Below are 15,151 nucleotides of genomic sequence, written 5' to 3' on the forward strand. Positions count from 1 at the left end.
TGAATAAAAAATGACGACAGTTATCAAAATTATAGTTCTGATGTACTGCCGATTTTTATTGATATTTCATGAGCTGCTTGTTTTACCTTACTAATAAGAAAAGATAGTCGATCATCATTTATGCGATGACTAATTAACCCAACACTTAATGCTCCTACTACTTTATGATTAAATCCGATAATAGGTGCAGCTACTGAAGCTGTCCCTTCTGTTTTTTCACCATAACTTACCGCATATCCTTCAGTTTTTATTTGCTTTATTTGATCTAAAAGAATGTGCTTTTGTTCTGGTAATGAAGAAAGTAAATGTTCTACAATATGTTCCATTTCATTCGTTTTCATATTGGCAAGCATCGTTTTATTTGCGGCACCAATTGAAAGTGGAATTTGTTCCCCTAAGTTATCAATAACTCGAATTTTTAAAGGGCTATCCATTCTTTCAATGATAATAGAATGTGTTCCATTTGGAATGTTCAAATAAACACTTTCTTCCACTTCAGAGGCCAATCGCTTCATCACTTCTCTTGCAACCGATCTGTAGTCTACCTTCTCCAGTTGACGTAATCCTACTTCCATCCACATTGGCCCAATTTTGTACTGTTTCGTTTCTGAAATTTGCGTAACTAACCCATGCTCGATTAAAGAGTTAAGTAATCTATGTACTGTACTAACTGGGAGATGTGTTCTGTCCGCTATATCAGAAATAGCCCAATACTCTTTTTCATTAGTAGAATTTAACAACTTTATAATACTTATCGCTCGATCAATGGACTGTACCATAACTCACCTCAACTTGAATTGTAATATGTTAGTACGCTCAATTACCTATCAATTTAACAAAAATTCAAAATGAAATCAATCTAATTATTCAATTTTCTAAAAATAAAAAATGCCACTGATAACAATTTGTAAGCGCGAACAAAAAAATATTGACTTTTCTTTTTAATTATCTGAAAATTATAACAAGATTTCACATCACGGAATACATTCCACAATACGGAAAAACATCAAATTTTATTCTATCAACTACGAAAGTGAGGAAAACAATGACGCAAGTAAGTAATACAAACAATGAATTAAAACGTACGATGAAAAGTAGACACTTATTCATGATTGCACTCGGTGGTGTGATTGGAACGGGGTTATTTAACGGATCTGGTTTTATTATAAGTCAAGCTGGACCTGGTGGATCCGTACTTGCCTTTATGGCTGGTGGATTATTAATGTATTTCGTTATGCTTTGTCTTGGTGAACTTGCTGTAGCCATGCCTGTTTCAGGTTCTTTTCAGGAATATGCAACTAAGTTCATCAATCCTGCAACTGGCTTTACAATCGGATGGTTGTATTGGCTAAGCTGGGCGAATACGACCGGTCTTGAATTTACAACTGCCGGCATTACAATGCAGCGCTGGTTTCCTGATATTCCTGTTTGGGTTTGGTGTTTAATATTTGGCGTTACTATCTTCACTATTAACGCATTATCTGCTCGTAGTTATGCAGAAACAGAATTTTGGTTTTCAAGTATAAAAGTATCTGCCATTATAGCTTTTATTATCCTTGGCGGTGCCGCTATGTTCGGTTTTATTGACTTAAAAGGCGACGAACCAGCCCCTTTATTATCAAATTTCGTAAATCATGGCGGTTTATTCCCAAATGGACTTGCAGCTATTCTATTAACAATGGTTACAGTCAATTATTCCTTCCAAGGTACAGAACTTGTCGGAATCGCAGCAGGTGAAAGTGAAGATCCAGCAAAAACTTTACCTCGTTCTATTAGAAATATTATATGGCGCACGATGTTTTTCTTCGTCTTAGCAATCTTTGTTCTTGTTGCTTTAATTCCTTGGGAAGAAGCAGGATTAACAAAGAGCCCATTCGTTGCTGTATTTGATAATATCGGTATTCCATATGCAGCTGATATTATGAATTTTGTTATTCTTACTGCTGTTCTTTCTGTCGCAAACTCTGGACTGTACGCCGCAACTCGCATGCTTTGGTCATTATCAAAAAATGAAATGGCTCCGGCCTTTTTAAAAAAATTATCTTCACGAGGAATACCTTTAAACGCTTTAATTTTGACAATTTCTATTTCTGCTTTTTCTCTTTTAACAAGCGTTGTAGCTGCTGAAACAGTTTACTTATGGTTAATTTCCATTTCTGGCGTCATTACAATCATTGTTTGGATGTCAATTTGTGTCTCTCAATTCTTTTTCCGTAAACATTATTTAGCAGACGGTGGAAAATTAGAAGACTTAAAATTTAAAACTCCACTTTATCCACTTGTACCAATTCTTGGTTTTGGATTGTATGGCATTATATTAATCAGTCTTATTTTTATCCCAGAACAACGACTTGGAATCTATTGCACTGTACCGTTTATCATTTTTTGTTATACTTACTATCACTTTAAAGTTAAGAAAAGAATTGCTACTAACACTCATAGTGAAAGTAAAATTAGCGAGACTATGTAATACTATACTTATATATAAAAGACCGCACATGGCTTTCATTTCATATGCGGTCTTTTATAATTGGCATTTGTTCTATTCCCTTTTCATTCATTACCTCATACGATTCAGTGATACTATATATCTTTACTTGGATTGCAAGTTCTTTGAAAAATGATACCGATTTCCATAATGCGGTAAATACTACAATACTAGTAATTGGATTTTTAACCTTTAATACGTTATTGATTTTCCTTACTATTACTGTTTTGATATATTGAATATATAATACTTAAAAATTTTTAAATAGACAGGAGTTATATACGATGATAAAAGGTTTCGGGGGAATATTTTGGAGAACTAAAAATATTGATGTTATAAAAAAATGGTACAGTGAAGTGTTAAAAATTGAAATAGACAATTGGAATGGTACTGTGATTAAACCCCAATTAGGAAATGAAACTATTTTTTCTTTCTTTACCGAAGATGATAATTATTTTCCAACAGAACAGCAAGTTATGTTAAATTTTCAAGTACATAATATGAATGAGACTATACAGCATCTTGAACATATTGGTGTACCTCTTGAAAAGAAAGAAGAAATTAGTGAGTTCGGAAAGTTTATTTGGATTAAAGATCCTGAAGGTCGTCTAATTGAGCTTTGGGAGAAATAGACGGTTATAATCCGTTGCTATTAAGCTAACGGTTGCTTTCATCCAACAAAATAAATAAAAAAGTCGATTTCTTAACTCCACAGGAAATCGACTTTTTCTATCCCATCGCAATAAAATGAAACTACTTCCCTTGATTAGATTGTTTCCAAACAAAAAATACGAAAAATAGTTTTTTCTGGCTGCTTATTTATCCCTTCTAATTCGCTTTAAAATTATATAATGGCTTAATAATGTGCTTTATATCTATCGTTTCTTTTGTATTTGTTATAATTTCATCCATTGGCTTGTATACCATTGGTGCCTCATCAATTGTGCTCTCTACTACCGATGTAGTCCAAACCTCTTTCATCGTATTTTGGAAGTCCTCTAGACTCAATAATTCTTTAGCCTTCTTACGACTCATGATACGTCCTGCCCCGTGCGGACCAGAAAAGTTCCAGTCTGGATTACCTTTACTAAATGCAATAATTGAACCATCTCTCATGTTAATTGGAATAATTACTCGTTCATCTTTCTGAGCTGAAATAGCACCTTTTCGTAGAATCATATTTTCCATGTCAATATAGTTATGTATTGTAGTAAATTGATCAGTTACTTTCCAATCCATTTTAGTGACAATTTCATCAATCATTGCTTTACGATTGAACTCAGCATACTTTTGGGCTATATTCATGTCATTCATATAATCTTTGAATCCTTCTCCTTCTAAATAAGCTAGTTCTTTACGAATCTGTGGCTTCTTAATTCCACGTAAAGTTTCTTGTATTTCTTTTTCTCTCCCCTCTTTAGTTAATCTCTTAATAATCTCATCCTTCATTGATGTAACATGAATTAGTTGTTCATACGCGAAGTTCTGGTAATACTCTGCTATTTGTTTACATAATATAATTACTGTCTCTTTATATTTATACCTACACATAAGCATTCCTCCTCCTCAATATCGATCATATAATAATTAAACAAAAACTCCCCTTAAATCGAAAATGATTAAGGAGAGTTTTTTATATACGATGAAATTATAGTTCAGATTTCACTCGAACAGAAACATTGTTTTTAATTATTTTTTTGAATTCTTTAAAGGTAACAAAATTGTTACTTTTCTCATCCCAAAGACGAAAACGGAGTGATCGTAAGCTTGTAGCAAGTGTAATCGTTGGTACATTTTTTAACGGAAGCGTATTATTGTGTGCCTCTTCTAGTTTATAGTTAGGTACTCTTGGACTTAAATGGTGAACATGATGGAATCCAATATTACCAGTTAGAAATTGCAAGATTTTTGGAAGTTTATAAAATGAACTTCCTTCCACTGCCGCTTTCACATATTCCCAATCTTTATCCTCTTCAAAATAAGAATCTTCGAATGTGTGCTGTACGTAAAACAGCCAAATTCCTACTGAACCTGCTATTAAGAATATCGTACCATGCACTAGCAGAAACGATTGCCACCCAATTGCCCAGCAAAGTATAGCTATTAAAGCAACGATTATAATATTCGTCAAATACGTATTCATACGTTCTTTCTGTCTAGCACCTTTTCGGTTAAATCTATTTTTAAGTAAGAAAACATAAATCGGACCTAATCCAAACATAACGAACGGATTGCGATATAAGCGATATGCTAAACGCAGTCTAAATGGAGCAGCTAAATATTCATCAACTGTAAGCGTCCAAATATCTCCTGTACCTCGCTTATCCAAATTACCACTTGTAGCGTGATGAATAGAATGCTCATGTCCCCATTGATCAAACGGGAATAAAGTTAACACACCCATACATGTCCCTACGATTCTATTTGCAGGTCGACTTTTAAAGAATGAATAATGGGTACAATCATGAAAAATAATGAAAATCCGTGTCATAAAACCCGCGGCTAACAGAGATGGAACTAACGATAACCAATAAGAAACGGACAAACTTTTATAAGCAAGGTACCATAAAATAATGAACGGCACAATTGTGTTAATAAGTTGCCACACACTTTTTTTAATCGTTGATTTTTCATACGGAGCAACTTGTTTTTTTAAATTTTTAGTATTTTCTAATGTCATTGGTCTAATTCCTTTCCTTTATGTTGCTAATTCACATTATAGCATACTATTAGTATCAGGTGTTAAAAGTAGCTGTAATAAATATTATATAATATAAAAATCTCTTTTTTCTTACTCATTACTTACAAATTACTTACGGTCAAAAAACCTTATATAATCGGACTGATGGAGCATTTCAATTATAAAAGAAACATCTATTTTTTCCAATAAATATATATAAAAGCAGAGGACTTTTTCACTTCTGCACATCTTTTCATTTTTTAAAATGGTAATTTTTTTCGATTTGTATTTATGTAACAGTTTTTTCTCACAAGAAGAAAAGAGCTGCCATAAGTCAGGTTTCACCGACTTATGGCAGCTCCTTTTCATTTTATTTTAGCGATGGATCCAAACTGCACCTGCAGACTTGTCTTCAGCTTGACCTACTACTTCAAACTTCAATCCAAGTTTCGGCAACTTACGTCCGGCATCTGGAATAACACTGTTGATGTATTGCTTAGAATCATCAAATTTCGCAACGCCTGGCAATCCTTTATAATCAAAGATACCGCGGGTTGGCGAATTTACTTTCCATGCTGGCGTTTGATCAAACGAGAATGCCGCATCGGCAATTTGATAACGCGTACTGCTCTTCACAGTTGGTTGTCCATTTAATGTTCCTACGATTGCCTCTGGATGAGAATCTACTACCCCAAGGAATCCTTCGCCTGGATGAACGCCTACCCAGTTATCTGTAAAGCTTTGATCCGCATACCATACAACCATTCCTGTATTAAATACTGGACCACGTGCATGTTGTAGCGCCGTGTCAGACCCAGCGTAATTTCGCCACTCGATATAGTAGTTATGTTTTTTCTGTTCAAATCCGTTAGACACAGTAAATCCTTTTAGCGTCATTGCTGGCTGTCCTTCTGCATCATCAGAGAAAACAACTTTTCCATCTACAGTTAATGCTGCATTGTCTAACGCAAATCCTTTATAAGCTACTGCAATATCTGTTACATACTCAAATTGCAGTTTTACTTTCTTTCCTTTAAATTGGCTTAAATCGTATGATTTATCAACCCACTTACCATCTGTTGTATCTACGCCGCCTTTTACATCTTTTTCGCCCATTCTATCAATACGTGTCTTCGTTCCATCTTCTGCAATCGCATTTACGTCAAGGAAATCATACTTCGCTTCCAATTCATAAAATGCCTTATAATCAAACTTAGCATCCGTTGCAGTCGTTAAGTCAAATACTGGTGTCTCAAGTGTTGTATGAATGTCATTTCCTTTTGTGCTGTAATAAAACTTCTTACCAAATGCTGATTCGATATTTTTTATATCTTTGTCTGGCAAGTTAACACGAACGATTCCTGGTCGTTTTGATTTTGTAACACTTTGATCTAAAAATGTTGCAGTACCGATTCCTGTGCGCAGTTTATCATAATCTACCTCAACGATATTCGCCCAGTTACCCTTCATATTCTTTTGGAAAAACTCTTTATTTTGTGGCGAGAAACTTGTTGGCTCTGTTCCCGCAATTTTTCCAGCCCAGCTACCGCCGCTCATAAGGGACCATGATTCAACAGGTTCACCTTGCCCTGAATACTTTGTATCATATTCATCTGGTAAGCCTAAATCATGACCGTACTCATGTGCAAACACACCAACTGCTCCGTCTTCAGGCTCAATTGTATAATCATATGCAGCCATCTTTCCGCCCCAATTTGAAACTGAAGATTTTGTACCATCAATTGCATATGGCTTTGAGCCTAGTTTTGAACGATGAGACCAAATCGCATCATCTTTCAATTTGCCGCCGCCAGCTTCTTGACCTACGCCCGCATGTACAACCATTAAATGATCAATAATTCCATCTGGCTCGTTTTTATTTCCATCACCATCTTGATCGTATTGATCAAATTGATCATAATCAGCTAAATTAATGCCTTTTGCTACCGCTGCTTTTAATGCTTCTTTCACAAAATCTTTTGGTCCTAAAGGCCCCTTGTTATCATGGCCAGTACCCGCATCCGCACCATAATCTGACGCTTTTCCTGGAACAGTAAGCCATTCTGTTACAGTTCCATCAACTGTGTAGCTTCCGCCAGATTGTTCTTCATAATATTGTTTAAATGTATTAATCTTCGATCCATCAAATAACGTAAATGGCTCATCACCAAATAACATTTTTTGATAATGTTCACGATTAAAGTCCTTAGAATACATATAACCCGGTTCTTGATCAATATTATTATGCTTAAAATCGCTAAATTCTACGAGTAAAACAAGTACTTTATCTTTTCGAACAGTTCCATTGTACTCAGCTTGCTTCGCTGGTGTAGTAGGTACTTTTCCATTTAATTTTCTAGAATTCAATCCTGCATCTTGTCCAGCAACTGGTCCTACTTCTGGTTGCTGCGCCTGTTCATTCTCCTTCATTTTTGCATCTTTTACTTTTTTCATAAAATCTGAAGCTTCTTGCGTAAGGTTATCTCCTGTCAAGATTTCTTTTCCAGGGTTTTCCCCTTTCTTTTTCTCAACATATTTTTCGACAGCCTTTGATGTCTCAGCTTGTGATGCAGATTGATCAATTACTCCCCGTTGTTTCAGCGCTTCTGCCAAACGTTCCTCTGGTATTAAGTGCTCATCTATTGGTAGAGATGATGTTGGTGTCTCAGCATACGCTGCATGACCTCCAAAAGCAAACGTACCACTTAGTACTGCTGCTGTTGTTAATACCGCTAATGGTTTTAATTTCTTTTTCAATGTATTTCCTCCCCAGTGTCTGCAAATTATCGTTTTTTGCCGATAACAACATAATATTCGTTATAATACGAATATTCAATCTTTTTCAACAAAGAGAATGTTGAGAAATATTTTTTTAGGCAGGGCGAAAAATATATGATAGCAATAGGTCTAATATTGCAAAATCCTCATTCACAATAACTTATAAACGTAGAGAATATTTTTGTAGAAACAGCGATTCCCTTTACTCTTGTTTTCGAATGAAATTTCATCTACACAAAAAATGCCAATTCCTAAGTACTTGCTAAGGAATTGGCATTTTTTTAACGAGAATGCTTTATGAATAAGCGGATTGCTTCTTCTGGTATATAGAACTTGCCATTGCTTTCTACAACGACACTACCTAATTCATATTCTTTATTCTTAATACGAATTATATTTTTATTTACAAATAATTGAGCTTTTACATTATTACGTTTTACTATGAGCACCGGGTTTTCTGCATCAGTATTATCTATTGTTACTGTTGCACCTTTTCGTTTAAAGGCTAATTCACTCTCTACAAATAATTTGTTTGTTACTTCTTCTAAGTTAAAGCCCATTGCTTTCGCCATCGTCTTCGCAATGTCTATGTTTTGGATCAAACCGTTTGGCTTTTGAGGACCGTAAGAATATAAAAACACATCCTCACCTGTATGGCCTCCTGTTGTGAAGCCTATGTTCGCATGATTGGCCAATAATGTAGTAAGTATTGGACCTACATCCGATTTCTTTTTTGCTGCTTTTACTCTTTCTTTTTCATCATAAGTTAAATTGTCCAAACCGTATAATTTAGCTACATCTTCTACATTTGATAAATCAGATTTTAGTTTATTTGTAGCACCTTCAAGTGTCATTTTCGATTTTTTTAATGGACCAATGTATGCAGAGACCGGCGTAATATTATAGCCTTTTGTCGTATTCGCATTCCCAATAGAAATACCGCTGTTACCATGATCAGTTACAGCTATTAACATCGTATTACCATCTTTTTTTGCAAATTCCAATGCTTCTGCAACTGCGTTATCAAATGCTAATACATCACTAATCATCCCTATTGGATCGTTCACATGAGCTGCCCAGTCTGGCTTACTTCCCTCTACAAATAAAAAGAAACCATCTTTATCTTTTGATAGTGTTTGAATTGCTTTTTCCGTCATTTGAGAAAGTGTTGGTTGCTCCGGATTTGTTGCTTCACGATCCATATCAAACGCAAGAGCATTATGTGAGAAAGAGCCCCAAATTTTCTTAGATTTAGAGTTCAATAATACATCTTTCGTTTCAACAAAGTCGTATCCTTTGTCTTGAATCACCTTTACTAAATCTTCACCATCTTTTCTTTTTATAGGTAGCAGTGCCTCTTTTCCCCCACCTAATACGACATCTATATTTTGATACACTTGCTGCTCCGCAATTACGTCAAAACGCTTACGGTTAATATGGTGAGCAGAAAATCCAGCGGGAGTAGCATGCTGAATTTCAGCTGTAGCAACAATTCCAGTTGCACGACCAGTACGTTTGGCACCTTCTAAAACATTGGCAACTGGCCGTAACTTGTCCTCTTCTTTTATTGATTTTAAGCCAGGTGAACTTACAATAGAAGGTAATATACCTACATATCCTGAATTCGATTTATTCCCCGTCGCTAAAGCTGTAGCTGCTGGAGCTGAGTCTGTTATAGCTGATTCCGCCGAATAGGTACGAACTCCTCCTGTTACAATTTCATCTAGTGCAAGTGGGTTCCCTTTATACAAGCGAGCTAATGTCGTTGCTGAAGAACTCGTTCCGTCCATAACCATTATGATTACATTTTTCGGTTGCCGTTCTACTTGTTTCACCTTAGCTTCCACCGTATGGTAATTCATCATGCTTTCCGTACATAACATACTTAGTGTGATTGTTCCTACTAACAGTAACCTCTTCATCAATAAACTCAAATTCGACATTGTTGTTCCTCCATATGTTTCACATTCATTTATATACAAAAAGATTTCCACAACCTATATATATATTTTATTAGTCCCCAATTTTCATGAAGCTAACAATCATTACCTTTACTTTCTTTTATTAGTAAAGCAACGAACGGTACATATCATAGCTTTTTATGTTCAAATAACTAGAGACCACACCTTTTTTATAAAAACGTCTTATCATTCTCTTCACTAAAATTTGTTTCTCAATAAAAATCCGATTGAAATAAATAAGAATTTATTGTTAAACGATAAAATTTATGTTAAATTAATATGATAATTTAAAAATGAGGTGCTTTATATGAAACAAGGATCAACACTCTTTTTAAAGACAGCAATTATCCTTATCGGTATTCCTGTTTTTGCTTTGTGTATATTTTTAATTCCTAATATTGGGAATTACACAGCGGACTTATACCCGGATATTGCATATATAAAATATCTTGTTTTAATCAATCTATATGCAACGGTGATACCTTTTTATTTTGCTCTATATCAAGCCTTTAAACTTGTAAGCTACATTGATAAGGGGAACGCCTTCTCGAAATTATCTGTTAGAGCTTTAAAAAAGATAAAACAATGTGCTATTACAATTAGTGTATTATATGTAGTAGGTATGCCGCTTTTCTATCTTGTAGCAGAGAGAGATGATGCACCAGGTATTATAATAATTGGCATGATCCTTATCTTTGCTTCAATAGTTATCGCAGTCTTTGCTGCCGTTCTCCAAAGACTTTTAAAAGATGCGATAGATATAAAATCAGAAAATGATTTAACGGTCTGAGGTGAATAACATGGCAATAATAATTAATATTGATGTAATGTTAGCGAAAAGAAAAATGAGTGTAACTGAACTTTCAGAGAAGGTTGGAATTACAATGGCTAACCTTTCTATATTAAAAAATGGAAAAGCAAAAGCAATTAGAATTACAACTTTAGATGCTATTTGTAAAGCGTTAGAATGCCAACCAGGGGATATTTTAGAATATCAACCGGAAGATACCGAATAAAAAGAGTCCTTCATACGAGAAGGACTCTTTTTATTAAATATTACGGCGCAAAACTAATTTGACCAGTAAACAATAAAATAATTGCGATGATCCAAAATATAAAAAATGATGAGGACAGTATTAATGAAAGAATAGCAATCCCCTTCTTCTCTGCTTTTTTCGTCATCGTAATGATAGAAAGTATAATTCCTGCAACTGTGAGTGCGACTGTAATATAATCTCCCACTATATTACCTGCATTCGCTATCCTTGTTGGCGTTATAAAAACGAATAGAAAACATAAAATGCCGATGAGTAAAGATATGTAGCTTATTATGCTGTACTTCTTTTTAGGAACTATTTCAGTTTTCATACTCACACCCCTTCTCTATAGCTATGAGTTCATATTAGCATAAATATCCATAATTTGGTTAACATAAAAAAACAGATACAGCGAGAACTTCCACTGTATCTGTTTTTAGTTAATATATAAACCTGCTATTTCTTCTTTATTATTATAAGTTATAATGAATGTCCGTTGTTCTTTACTATATTTCGCTACAAGAATAACAGTATATGAACCATCTTTTTCTTCAATCGATTTTTTCTCAATTTTTTCGAACGTACCGGCTTTCTCAATTACAGGTGTAAGATCTTTCATTTTTTCTTCTGGCAATCCAGCTTTCATTTTACTATCAAATTTTTCGTGTACGTCTTTATACTTCGCCTCATTTAGTAATGATACAATTTCTTCCGCCTTTGGAATAAAGTTTTTTGACGTACTTTCATCTACTTTATTACCGGTACATGCTGCAAGCGCGAACGCCGCGATAGCACTTATAATAATAAGTAACATTCTTCTCATTTTCATACACCCTTTCTTTTTAAAGTGAAACTATAACTAAAAACGAGTAAAGCATAAATTGCTATTGAAACTTCTGACATTATGATCCCGCTTTTCCCTGGTACATATAGCGATATAATGCCAGCTAATGCATTTGCAGTTCCATGGATGAGAATTGCATAGACAACATAACGGAATTTCTTTTGGACGACAGCTTGTAATATAATGAAGGAAAGTCCAATATGCAATACCATCGCGAAGATGCGCTCAATACCGCCGAAATAATAACTGTCACCATTTTGAATGACTGTTTGTGACAATAATAGGGATATTACCGGGATACCAACTATCAACACCGCTTCAATACCACCATGCCCTGCTCCAAATAAAAAACCAGACTGCCAATCTCGTTGCTTCATAAAATAACGCATTGCGATAAAACGAGCTATCTCTTCAAAAATTCCAGCTGATAAACTAAGCAAAAGTACAAATAATACAGGCTGCATTATTGAAAACATTTGAAAATCTGTGCTAGTTCCATTTACATAATTCAGTATTGGTATGCGGATCAATATTTGCGATACAACAAAAGCCAATACACCTAACATATATGGAATATAGCGTTTCTTCCAAACAGCATATAAAAGTGCTACAAGCGGTAAACCAAAGCAAATCATTGTTGTAAAAATAAGTCCATTCATCTCGCTTCACCTCTTACTTGAAGTGTATAAAAACGAGTGAAGAAAGTATGTAGTTCTTTCCTATTCGGTTTCATTTTCATCATAGATGGTCATTTTATCTCTTTTAATATGAATGTTTGCGTGAAATAAGGACGTACATAAGTTGTTTCTAACGTCGCATTATTTGTTTTATTCATGATACGTTTTAATGAGAATAACCCGTATCCTCTAGCCCCCTCTTTACTTGAATGGTTTTTCTCATAAATTTTTTGCAAATCAATCGCTTCACTCTTTGAACTATTACGCACGATAAAATATTGTCGTGAATCCATTTCAAAGAATGCGATTTGCAATATCTTTTCCTCACTATGTACTGCTTCTTCAATTGCATTGTCTACCAAAACTGAAATGATGCGAATAAATGAAATAACCGTCATCGAAACACTTTCAATATTCTCTGGTATATCGAGCATTATTTTTATTTGTTGGTGCTGGGCAGTGCTAACTTTCGCCCTTAATACACTTCTCACTTCAGGGATATGTACGCGAGATAATTTCGCAATATCAAGTTCATGATCATTTATTGTTTTTAACGTAGGAGCTATAACATCATAGTACACTTGCTCAATTTCTTTCACATTTTTTATACGTATGCCCTCTTCTAACGATAGTAATATATTCATATAATCATGACGGAAACTAGCAAGCTCATCGTGCATATCCTCTAATTTCTCTACATAATCTAATAACTCTTTATCTAAACGTTTTTCGTGCTCTTCTCGTAACTTTTCTTTCGATAAGTGTGAGCTTATTAGCACAATGATTAGTAATAATAAAAATATAATAATCGCTGAAATATAACTTACTTCACTGTATTGTTGATTTAATTGTGCTAATAACGCAGAAGATGGCTGAGTTAAAATTAGTTCAATAATAAATCCGGCAATTAATAATATATAAGTTACATAGTATAGCGGACTACCTACTATATATTGAGCAATTTTTTGGATTCTTTTACGGGCTACAAAAATACCGATAAAAGTAAATGTCGATACGGTAAGGTGAATCATGCTTCCTGTCCATAAATATAAATTGAATGGCGTTAACATAAAGATTTTCATTCCTAAATCGAAAAGCAACATTTTTACTAACGTTATAATCACCATGCTCACTAGTGCAAAATATACATTATGCTTAAGTTTTAATTCATTTTGCATTAATCCTAAACTTATTAGAAATAACACAATGGTACTATTCAATTCTGGATATCTCGTTACTGTTACGACAATAGCAAGTAAAATAATGAATACTGCACTTAAAGCTATTAACATTCTAACTGATAATCTATTGTACCGGATTAATTGAATATATAAAAACGTATGGCTCATACTAGTAAGCAGTATTGCAAATAAATCATAAATATACATTACATCTCACCCTTTAATATGTTACGTACTTTACTCACTAAGCGCCGTGATACTGGAATGCGTTTCCCGCTTTTTAAAACTATCATTTTTTGCTTCGCATCGTAAGAAGACAGTTGCTTCGTATTCACGATATATGATTGATGACAACGAAATAAACGTTCATCTACTAATTCAATTTCTTTTAAAGTCCCATAAAAATAAACAATTCGATCTAACGTCACTAATGCTAAACGGTGCGGTTCATCGGTCATAACATATTCAACTTCATGAAACGGAACCCGCACAGTTGCATTACTATTTTCAACGATAAAGTCATCGGGCGGAATAATATGCTTATTACGCGCTTCATATTGGAGTAAACATTGTTCAAAAACGTTACGCCTCTCCTCGTATGGCAACCCTTTATCAATAAAAGTTAAAGCTGATACCATGTATTGATATGAAATAGGTGCAAATTCAGAATGCGTCGTTACAAACACAATAATTCCTTGCGTATCATACTTTCGTATCTCTTGTGCCACTTGTAACCCTTTACGTTCTTCTCTTTTTATCTCTATATCTAAAAAATAGATTGGGACATACCTCGCCTTAGGAATGTTCGTAATAATGTTTTCACTTTTACTAGTTACCTCTATAAAATCAAAAGGCAACATATACTCCTCACAAACCTCTTCAACTAACCGCTTCATTTGCCGTGCTTGTATGACATCATCTTCTAAAATAAAAATACTCATGGGATCACTCGCTTTATTGAAATCTTTTTATCTGTAGATTTATCTATAACTATATAATTCAAATTGTTATACTAATCTCCTTCTATGTACTAGATAGTATTAATTTTTATAAAGCATAGAAAATAACCTCTACTTTCAAGCAAAAAGTAGAGGTTTTATTTAAATTATTTATAAAATAACCTCTCTATCAATCACTACCTTAAAAAATTCCGAGTAATGTGCTAAAGAATAATCCGCTACATCACAGTTCCCTTGAAACATACATGTTGAAATACCTAATTCTTTTGCAGGTAATAAATCTAATTCTCTATCACCAATAGCTAAATCAATACTGTGCTTTTTATGCAAATAATCATAAGATAAAGCGTTCGGTTTTCGTGGGAAACCATCGTCAATTGTAACCATGTCTACGAAGTATTTCTTCATAATGACATTTTTATCGGCAAACTTTAATAGCTCTTCCACTTTTTCAAATGGTTTTATATCTTCTATCATAATGCGACTCTCTAATACATCAATTTCACTTAATTGTTTTTTAGATATTTTATAATAATCAATTGCGTG

General features: G+C 34.1%; 14 protein-coding genes and 1 pseudogene. 4 read left to right on the forward strand and 11 right to left on the reverse strand.

Annotated elements, in window-relative coordinates; translation table 11 throughout:
• Nucleotides 1-29 precede the first annotated feature (29 nt).
• Nucleotides 30-779 (reverse strand): IclR family transcriptional regulator, encoded by a 750-nt coding sequence (locus DN394_RS22300; RefSeq protein ID WP_000250776.1) that lies wholly within the window; start codon nt 777-779, stop codon nt 30-32.
• A gap of 266 nt (nt 780-1,045) precedes the next feature.
• Here DN394_RS22300 and DN394_RS22310 point away from each other — a divergent pair, with 266 nt between their 5' ends.
• Nucleotides 1,046-2,470, forward strand: coding sequence for an amino acid permease (locus tag DN394_RS22310; protein WP_046954193.1), 1,425 nt, complete (start codon nt 1,046-1,048; stop codon nt 2,468-2,470).
• Between the two features lie 302 nt (nt 2,471-2,772).
• Nucleotides 2,773-3,120, forward strand: a complete 348-nt coding sequence (locus DN394_RS22315; RefSeq protein WP_098705401.1) for a VOC family protein — start codon at nt 2,773-2,775, stop codon at nt 3,118-3,120.
• 196 nt (nt 3,121-3,316) lie between these two features.
• On the opposite strand, the pseudogene DN394_RS22320 reads toward DN394_RS22315, so the two are convergent.
• The 4 genes and pseudogenes from DN394_RS22320 to DN394_RS22335 all read right to left on the reverse strand — a co-directional run.
• Nucleotides 3,317-4,003 (reverse strand): annotated as a pseudogene (locus DN394_RS22320) (RtcB family protein); the annotation flags it as partial.
• A 133-nt stretch (nt 4,004-4,136) separates the two neighbouring features.
• Nucleotides 4,137-5,168, reverse strand: a complete 1,032-nt coding sequence (desA, locus tag DN394_RS22325; protein ID WP_116891975.1) for a Delta(5) desaturase DesA — start codon at nt 5,166-5,168, stop codon at nt 4,137-4,139.
• Between the two features lie 375 nt (nt 5,169-5,543).
• Nucleotides 5,544-7,925: an immune inhibitor A domain-containing protein gene (locus DN394_RS22330; protein ID WP_000727912.1), complete on the reverse strand. Its 2,382-nt coding sequence runs from the start codon at nt 7,923-7,925 to the stop codon at nt 5,544-5,546.
• Between the two features lie 302 nt (nt 7,926-8,227).
• Entirely contained in the window at nt 8,228-9,889 is a 1,662-nt protein-coding gene (locus tag DN394_RS22335; RefSeq protein ID WP_149294241.1) for an alkaline phosphatase, read from the reverse strand.
• A gap of 325 nt (nt 9,890-10,214) precedes the next feature.
• Here DN394_RS22335 and DN394_RS22340 point away from each other — a divergent pair, with 325 nt between their 5' ends.
• Both DN394_RS22340 and DN394_RS22345 read left to right on the forward strand, forming a co-directional pair.
• Nucleotides 10,215-10,697: a DUF2975 domain-containing protein gene (locus DN394_RS22340; protein WP_000809088.1), complete on the forward strand. Its 483-nt coding sequence runs from the start codon at nt 10,215-10,217 to the stop codon at nt 10,695-10,697.
• Nucleotides 10,698-10,707: 10 nt separating this feature from the next.
• Nucleotides 10,708-10,923 carry a helix-turn-helix domain-containing protein gene (locus DN394_RS22345; protein WP_000974615.1) on the forward strand — a complete coding sequence of 72 codons (216 nt, stop codon included), beginning with the start codon at nt 10,708-10,710 and terminating at the stop codon, nt 10,921-10,923.
• Nucleotides 10,924-10,963: 40 nt separating this feature from the next.
• On the opposite strand, the gene DN394_RS22350 is transcribed toward DN394_RS22345, so the two are convergent.
• The 6 genes from DN394_RS22350 to DN394_RS22375 all read right to left on the reverse strand — a co-directional run.
• Nucleotides 10,964-11,275: a hypothetical protein gene (locus DN394_RS22350; protein ID WP_000845551.1), complete on the reverse strand. Its 312-nt coding sequence runs from the start codon at nt 11,273-11,275 to the stop codon at nt 10,964-10,966.
• 105 nt (nt 11,276-11,380) lie between these two features.
• Nucleotides 11,381-11,767 (reverse strand): DUF3887 domain-containing protein, encoded by a 387-nt coding sequence (locus tag DN394_RS22355; protein ID WP_097916705.1) that lies wholly within the window; start codon nt 11,765-11,767, stop codon nt 11,381-11,383.
• Between the two features lie 2 nt (nt 11,768-11,769).
• A complete protein-coding gene (locus DN394_RS22360; protein WP_046959787.1) occupies nt 11,770-12,447 on the reverse strand; it encodes a YhfC family glutamic-type intramembrane protease in 678 nt (225 codons plus the stop codon).
• Nucleotides 12,448-12,536: 89 nt separating this feature from the next.
• The gene (locus tag DN394_RS22365; RefSeq protein WP_149294242.1) at nt 12,537-13,853 is read right to left on the reverse strand and encodes a GHKL domain-containing protein; all 1,317 of its coding nucleotides are present in this window, start codon (nt 13,851-13,853) and stop codon (nt 12,537-12,539) included.
• Entirely contained in the window at nt 13,853-14,587 is a 735-nt protein-coding gene (locus tag DN394_RS22370; RefSeq protein ID WP_046954200.1) for a LytR/AlgR family response regulator transcription factor, read from the reverse strand. Before DN394_RS22370 ends, DN394_RS22365 begins: the two co-directional genes overlap by 1 nt.
• Nucleotides 14,588-14,755: 168 nt before the next feature.
• Nucleotides 14,756-15,151, reverse strand: a 396-nt coding sequence (locus tag DN394_RS22375) for an HAD family hydrolase (RefSeq protein ID WP_149294243.1), incomplete at its 5' end; no start/stop codon positions are given.

The organism is Bacillus sp. BB081 (assembly GCF_008368895.1).
Taxonomy (GTDB): domain Bacteria; phylum Bacillota; class Bacilli; order Bacillales; family Bacillaceae_G; genus Bacillus_A; species Bacillus_A wiedmannii.